Consider the following 4,917-nt stretch of genomic DNA (forward strand, 5'->3'; position numbering starts at 1 on the left):
GAACTTACCTACATCCGCAAGGACGGCAGCCGCTTCCCGGCCGTCGTCTCCGTCACCGCGCTGCGCGACGCCAAGGACGCCATCATCGGCTACCTGCTCATCGGCACCGACAACACCGCCCGCAAGCAGATCGAGGAAGAGCAGAAGAAACTCGACCAGCGCTTGCGCGACCAGCACTTCTACACCCGCTCGCTCATCGAGTCGAACATCGATGCGCTCATGACCACCGACCCTCGCGGCATCGTCACCGACGTGAATAAGCAGACCGAAGCGCTCACCGGCTGCACCCGCGACGAACTCATCGGCGCTCCGTTCAAGAGCTATTTCACCGATCCCGACCGCGCCGAGGCCGGCATCAAGCGCGTGTTGAGCGAAGGCAAGGTCACCAACTACGAGCTCACCGCGCGCGCGCGCGATGGCAAGGAAACGGTGGTCTCCTACAACGCGACCACCTTCCACGACCGTGCCCGCAGCCTGCAAGGCGTCTTCGCCGCCGCCCGCGACGTGACCGAACTGAAAGTCTTCGAGCGGGAACTCAAGCTCAAGAACGCCGAGCTGCAGGATGCCAGCCGGATGAAGTCCGAGTTCCTCGCCAACATGTCGCATGAGCTGCGCACGCCGCTCAACGCCATCATCGGTTTCTCCGAGGTGCTGCGCGATGGGCTGATGGGCGATCTTACCGAGCAGCAGCGCGGCTTCATCGGCGATATCTTCAGCAGCGGCAAGCACCTGCTTTCCCTCATCAACGACATCCTCGACCTTTCCAAGGTGGAGGCCGGCAAGATGACGCTCGACCTCGCGCCCCCCATGCCGCTCGAAGCTCTCTTCCAGAACAGCCTGTCCATCATCCGCGAGAAAGCGGTGAAACGTCACATCCAGCTCGAACTCGAGGTCGCGGCGCTGGAGGCGATCGGATCCATCCAGGTCGACCCGCGCAAGGTCAAGCAGATCCTCTACAACCTGCTCTCTAACGCCGTCAAGTTCACCGGCGAGGGTGGCCACGTGACCCTGCGCGCCACCCGCGTCCTGCGCTCCGTGGTGGGGCACTCGAGTGGGGCCATCGGCCGGCGCTTCCCGCTGCCGGAGAATGAGTTCAATGAGTTCCTGCAGATCAGCGTGCGCGATACCGGCATCGGTATCTCCCCGGAAGGGCTGACGCAGCTCTTCCGCCCGTTCAGCCAGATCGACAGTGGTTTGGCGCGCAAATTCGAAGGTACGGGCCTGGGGCTGGCGATGGTCAAGCTGCTCGCGGAACTGCATGGCGGGACGGTCGCGGTGGAAAGCGCCGTGAACCAAGGCTCCTGCTTCACCGTCTGGCTGCCGCTTCGCCTCGAGCCAGACCATGCCAGAAGCGTGTCGCCGGGCGCACCGCTCGCATCCCTCCAGGTGGTCGCCGCATCCGGGCTCCCGTGCCCGCGGGAAGTGCGCACCGCGCTGGTGGTGGAAGACGATTACAAGTCCGCCAAGCTGATCGCCGTGCAGCTCGAGGCGGAGGGTTTCACCGTGCTCCATGCCGCGTCGGCCGAGGCCGCCCTGGCGATGGCGGTGCAGCAGCCGTTATCGCTCATCACACTCGATATCATGCTTCCCAACATGGATGGCTGGGAATTCCTCGGGCAGATCAAGCATATCCCCGAACTGGCGCGGGTCCCCGTGGTGATCATCTCGATTGTCGCCGATCGCAACAAGGGGTTCGCTTTGGGCGCTGCCGCGGTCATGCAAAAGCCCATTTCCCGGCAGGAACTCTACGGATCGCTGGTCGACCTGGGCTTGTTCCCGGTCGCGCCCGGCAAAACGCTCCGCGTGCTGGTGGTGGATGACGATCCCAAGGCCGTCGAGCTCATCGCCGTCCGCATCGTCGGGTTGGCCGGCACCGTGCTGCGCGCGTATGGCGGCTGCGAGGCCATCGAGATCGCGCGGCGCGAGCTCCCCGACCTGATCGTGCTCGACCTCTTGATGCCCGATGTCAACGGCTTCGACGTGGTCGACGCGCTCAAGGAACAGCTTGCTACCGCCTCCATCCCCATCCTCGTGGTCACCGCCAAGCAGGTCACCGCGGACGACCGCTCCAAGCTCAATAGCTGCGTTTCCACCATCATGGAAAAAGCCTCGTTCGATGGCGACCGCTTCGCCCAGGAAGTGCGCCGCGCCATGTCAGGACGCCCCGTGGCCGCCTGATGCCAAACGTCCTCATCGTCGAAGACAATCCCACCAACATGGCGCTCGCCTGCTTTTTGCTCGAGGCAGCGGGTCACCGCGTGATCAAGGCGGTCGACGCCGAGGCCGGGCTCATGCTCGCACGCGAACAGCAACCCGCCTTGATCCTCATGGATATCCAGCTGCCCGGCATGGACGGCCTGCAAGCCACGGCGTTGCTGAAAGCCGATCCCGCCACCAGCGCCATCCCCGTGATCGCGCTCACCGCCCTGGCGATGAAGGGCGACGAAGAGCGCATTCGAGCGGCGGGCTGTGATGCCTACATCGCCAAGCCCTTGGACTACAAAGAATTCTTGAGCCTGATCTCCGCTCACTTGCTGGTCTCATCCCGTGGTCGCTGATGGCAACCGGCGAAACCATGGGAAGCGAGATCAAAGCGCGCGCGAACCTGGGTGGCGAGATCAAGGATCGCGAAAACATGGACTTCGAAATCAAAGCTCGTGAAATCAAAGCTCGCGAGAACAAAGCTCGCGAGGACATGATGCCCGACAGCAGCCAGCGGGCGAGTCCTCCGTCCGTCACCGTCGGCCCGGCGCGTGTCCTCATCGTTGACGATGAGACTCGCAACCAACAGCTGCTCCAGATCATGCTCGCGCCCGAAGGCTACCTCCTCGAGACCGCCAACAGCGGCGAGGAGGCGCTGGCCATCATCGCCCGCCACCCTCCCGACCTCATCCTGCTCGACGTCATTTTGCTGGGCATGGATGGCTACCAGGTCGTCAGCCAGCTCAAAGCCGACCCCAGCACCAGGAATATTCCCATCATCATGCTCACCTCCTTCGAGGACCGCAACGCGCGCCTGCTCGGGCTGAATGCCGGCGCGGAGGATTTCCTCAGCAAACCGGTCGACCGTGCCGAGCTCTGTGCGCGCATCCGGAACCTGTTGCGCCTCAAGACCTACGCTGACCACCAGGGCCAGTACAGCCAGATACTCGAAACCGAGGTGCACGCGCGTACCGCCGACCTGCGTCGCGCCAAAGAGACGGCAGAAGCCGCGAACCGCTCCAAGAGCGAGTTCATGGCCAACATGAGCCACGAGATCCGGACTCCGATGAATGGCGTGATCGGCATGACCGAGGTCGTGCTCGATACCGATCTCACCACCGAACAGCGCGAGAACCTCGGGATCGTCAAGGCATGCGCGGATACGCTGCTCACCGTCATCAACGACATCCTGGATTTCTCTCGCATCGAGGCGGGCAAGCTCGAGCTCAGCCCCATCGATTTCGACCCCCACGACGCCATCGCCGACACTGCCAACGCCGCGTCATGGCAGGCGCACCGCAACGGCCTCGAACTGATCGTCGACATTGCCGCCACCGTGCCGCGCCTGTTGCACGGCGACCCGGGACGCCTGCGCCAGATCCTCGCCAACCTGTTGGGGAACGCCATCAAGTTCACTCCGCAGGGCGAGGTCGTGCTGCGCGTGACCAGCGAATCCGTCGCTTCCGGCGGCCTGGCGCTTAGCTTCGCCATCAGCGATACCGGCGTCGGTATCCCGCCCGAACGGCAAGACAGCATCTTCGAGGCCTTCACTCAGGCCGACGGTTCCTCCACGCGGACCTACGGCGGCACCGGGCTCGGCCTGACCATCGCATCGCAGCTGGTCCAGAGGATGGGCGGGCGCGTCTGGGTGGAGAGTGAGGTGGGCAAGGGAAGCATTTTCCATTTCACCGCCCGGTTCGACGCCGCCCATGGCTCCGCCGCCGTCGCGCCGGTGGACGCTTTCGACCTCAGCGGCCTCACCGTGCTCGTGGTCGACGACAACGCCACCAACCGCCGCCTGCTCGAAGAGATGCTCGTCAGCTGGGGGATGCTCCCCGCCCTTGCGGCCAGCGCACCCTACGCGCTCGCGCGGCTGCGCGCCGCGCAGGCGTCCGGTCGCCCTTTCCCGCTCGTGCTCACCGATTTCCAGATGCCCGAAGCGGATGGCTTTACCCTGGCCGCGTCTATCCGGAAAGATCCCAGCATCGCCGGCGCCACCATCGTGATGCTTACCTCGTCCGGGCAGCCCGGTGATGCCGCCCGCTGCCGCGAGTTGAACGTTGCCGCGTATCTTCCCAAACCGGTCCGGCGCTCGGAGCTGCGCGCCGCCATCGTCTCCGCGCTGACTCAGGCCCCCGCGAAAAACCATCGCCCCACGCTGATCACGCGCCACTCCCTGCGCGAGGCGCGGCCCAGCGGACGCATCCTGCTGGTCGAAGACAACCACGTCAACCAGGTGGTGACCAAACGCCTGCTGGAGAAACGCGGCCACACCGTGGTGGTGGCCGGCAACGGACGCGAGGCGCTCGCGCTGCTCGAAGATTGCGGCTATGCCGGCTTTGGCTGCGTGCTGATGGATGTCCAGATGCCCGAGATGGACGGTTTCGACTGCACCGCCACCATCCGCGACCAAGAGCGCGTCACCGGCTATCACCTGCCCATCGTTGCGATGACCTCGCGCGCGTTGTCCGGCGATGAGGCCGATTGCCTGAAGGCGGGCATGGACGCCTATCTCGCCAAGCCGATCCAGGCTGACGACCTCTTCGAGGTCACCGAGCGTCAGCTTCGCGTCTCCGCTACCCAGTCCTCGCCGCCGCCGCGGCTGCGACTGGTACCGCCTCTGGACCCTCCGGCAACCCCGGCTGAGATCGCGCCCATCATCGCGGAAAAATGATCGCGACTACCCTTTGAAAACAAAACGGGCGCCCTCTGGTG

3 protein-coding genes and 1 pseudogene are annotated in these 4,917 nt (G+C 64.7%); all 4 read left to right on the forward strand.

Features of this window, described 5'->3' with window-relative positions; translation table 11 throughout:
- Positions 1–1,329: pseudogene (locus M3P27_06965) on the forward strand (ATP-binding protein).
- A gap of 147 nt (positions 1,330–1,476) precedes the next feature.
- Positions 1,477–2,178, forward strand: coding sequence for a response regulator (locus M3P27_06970; GenBank protein MDP9268054.1), 702 nt, complete (start codon positions 1,477–1,479; stop codon positions 2,176–2,178).
- On the forward strand, positions 2,175–2,558 hold the full coding sequence (locus M3P27_06975; protein MDP9268055.1) for a response regulator: 384 nt from the start codon (positions 2,175–2,177) through the stop codon (positions 2,556–2,558). Before M3P27_06970 ends, M3P27_06975 begins: the two co-directional genes overlap by 4 nt.
- A complete protein-coding gene (locus M3P27_06980) occupies positions 2,558–4,876 on the forward strand; it encodes a response regulator (protein ID MDP9268056.1) in 2,319 nt (772 codons plus the stop codon). Before M3P27_06975 ends, M3P27_06980 begins: the two co-directional genes overlap by 1 nt.
- Positions 4,877–4,917: the final 41 nt, after the last annotated feature.

It is taken from the genome of Acidobacteriota bacterium, assembly GCA_030774055.1.
In the GTDB taxonomy this organism is placed as follows: domain Bacteria; phylum Acidobacteriota; class Terriglobia; order Terriglobales; family Acidobacteriaceae; genus JACPNR01.

Excerpts from the sequence above, each read along its gene's own strand:
- M3P27_06980 (MDP9268056.1), top strand. The coding sequence starts at position 2,558 with ATGGCAACCGGCGAAACCATGGGAAGCGAGATCAAAGCGCGCGCGAAC.